A 2,768-nucleotide genomic window follows, 5' to 3' on the forward strand; every position below is an offset into this window, starting at 1 on the left:
ACCATCTATCAGGTGACCAATCTGATGAAGGGTGTGGTCACTCATGGTACCGGTCAGATGGCCAAGCAACTGCACCGCAGCAGTAACAGCTCCAATAGCTCCAACAGCTCCAGTAGCAGCAGCCGCAGAGTCGCCACAGCACGCCGCTCTGCCCGGACCAGCGGTGGCTCACCCCAACGCTCCTACGAGGAAAGAAGCGGCGGTTGGCGCTGGCTGCGTATCCTGTTCTACCTGATGCTGCTCGGCATCATCGGCGGCGCCGGCGTGGGACTGGCCGCCTACTTCCACTTTTCCAAAGGCTTGCCCCCTCTCTACGGCCTCTCTGATTATCGACCCAGCCTGGTCACCCGCGTCTATGCCCGCGACTACCAACTCCTGGGCGAGTTTTTCTTCCAACGACGCCAGTTTATACGCATGTCTGACGTGCCGCGACAACTGATCAATGCCATCCTGGCCATCGAAGATGCCAAATTTTATCAACATCCTGGTATCGATCTGCACGGCATCATGCGCGCCGCCCTGGCCAATGTGCGCGCCGGGCGTGCCGTCCAAGGCGCCTCCACCATCACCCAACAAGTGGCCAAAACCTTCCTGCTCAGCTCAGTAAAAAGCCTGGATCGCAAAATCAAGGAGATTATCCTCGCCCTGCGCATCGAACGCGAATTTTCCAAAGATGAGATCATGGAGCTCTATATCAACCAGATCTATTTGGGTGCCGGTGCCTATGGCGTGGGAGCCGCCGCACGCATCTACTTTGATAAGGATGTCTCCGAACTTACCTTGGCACAAATGGCCCTGATGGCCGGCCTGCCCAAAGCTCCTAACCACTATAGTCCCTGGCGCCATCCCGATAATGCACAAAAACGACAAAAGTTGGTATTGAATCGCATGGTGGAGGTCGGTTTCATCAGTCAGGCCGAAGCAGATGCCGCCGCTGCCGAACCGCTAGGCTTGGCACGTCCACAGGAACCCCTGGATACCATCGCACCACACTATCTGGAACATGTGCGGCGGATTATTCTCGGCGATTGGGGCGAAGGACAACTGTACAAAGGGGGGCTGGATGTCTATACACCACTCGATCCTACCCTGCAACGACATGCCCAAGAGGCAGTGCGCCAAGGGTTGATCGAATATGATCGCCGCCATGGCTATCGCGGACCATTGGATCACCTGGAAAAAGTACAAGATGCCAGCGTGCGCCAAGCCTGGTTGCGCTCCAAAAGCGTCAATGAATTTTCTTCCGTCTCCGACTATCAGTTGGGCCTGGTCCTGGCGGTAGACAATCGCAAGGCCAAGGTGCTTTTGAGCGATGAATCGACAGTAGAGCTGCCCCTTGAAGGGGTGAGCTGGGCTCGCAAACGCCTGGATGAGAAGAAAAAACCAGGAAAAATTGCCGGACCACCTCCCAAAACAGTTGCAGAAGTGCTGCGGGTCGGGGATGTGATTTTGCTGGAAGCTCCCAATGAAAAACATAAAATCTATCACCTGGCCCAAGAACCAGAAGCCGAAGCAGCCTTGGTCAGTCTCGATCCCCATACCGGACAGGTCTTGGCCATGGTGGGTGGCTATAACTATGAAAAGAGCGAATTCAACCGCGCTACCCAGGGACAACGGCAACCAGGATCCTCCTTCAAACCCTTCATCTATGCAGCCGCCTTGGATAAGGAGCTCTCTCCAACCGATTTGATCGATGACAGCCCCATGCCCTTGGCCTATCGTGATCCAGTAACCAAAGAGTTGAAGGTATGGCGTGCGCAGAACTATGAGCATAAATTTTATGGACCCACCACAGTGCGCGTTGGTTTGGTGCATTCGCGCAATCTGGTGACCATACGTATACTCAAGCGTGTGGGGATGTCGGCAGCGATACCCTATTTGAAAAAGTTTGGCTTTGAGATTCCAGAAAACCGTCATGATCTCTCATTGGCCTTGGGGACGATGGGTTTTACTCCCTTGAAGATGGCTTCGGCCTATGCGGTCTTTGCCAATGGCGGCAAGCTGGTGGAACCGGTGGTGATTTCGCGGGTGCAGGACCGTTTTGGGCGCACGGTGTTTCGCCATCGTGGCGGTGATTGTCTTTTGTGTCATCAGGAGATTGATCGTACTTCTGTTTTGGCCCCAGAGCTGACAGCCCATTTGGAGCAACGTGATCAAGGGGTTTTTGATCGACCCGCCTTGGATCCAGCCACCATCTATCAGGTGACCAATCTGATGAAGGGTGTGGTCACTCATGGTACCGGTCAGATGGCCAAGCAACTGCAGCGACCGGTAGCCGGTAAAACCGGAACCACCAACAATTTACGGGATGCCTGGTTTGTTGGATTCAGCCCCTCGTTGGTGGCATCGGTATGGGTAGGGATGGATGACAACAGCACCCTCGGGCAGAAGGAGACTGGTGGACGGGCAGCTCTGCCGATTTGGGTAAAATATATGGCCAAGGCTCTGCAGAATGTACCGGTGACCGATTTTGTGGTTCCGAAGGGGATTGTTTTGGAGGAGATTGATCCAGAAACCGGTTTTCCGGCGGTGGAGGGTTCGGGAAATCGGGTGATGGAGTCGTTCAAGCCTGGACAGGGTCCGCTGCAATCCTCGGCAGTACCAGTAGGGGTGGTTCCTGGGGAGGGTATTGTGCCAGGAGCACCTGGTGCTGCACCGGCAGTAGGAGATGGATTCTATTAAACACGCAAAATAACAAAAAAAGTACTAAGGAGGTCCAGGAGGGGATTATCCCCTCCTGGCAGGTGCAGGACGGAGTCCTGCATGTA

General features: G+C 54.7%; 1 protein-coding gene. It reads left to right on the top strand.

From position 1 onward, the window contains the following. The coding region (locus tag EJP87_RS15175; RefSeq protein WP_130472702.1) for a penicillin-binding protein 1A at positions 1-2,682 on the top strand (2,682 nt) is incomplete at its 5' end. Positions 2,683-2,768: the final 86 nt, after the last annotated feature.

The sequence above is a fragment of the Candidatus Magnetaquicoccus inordinatus genome, from assembly GCF_004217665.1.
Lineage (GTDB): Bacteria > Pseudomonadota > Magnetococcia > Magnetococcales > Magnetaquicoccaceae > Magnetaquicoccus > Magnetaquicoccus inordinatus.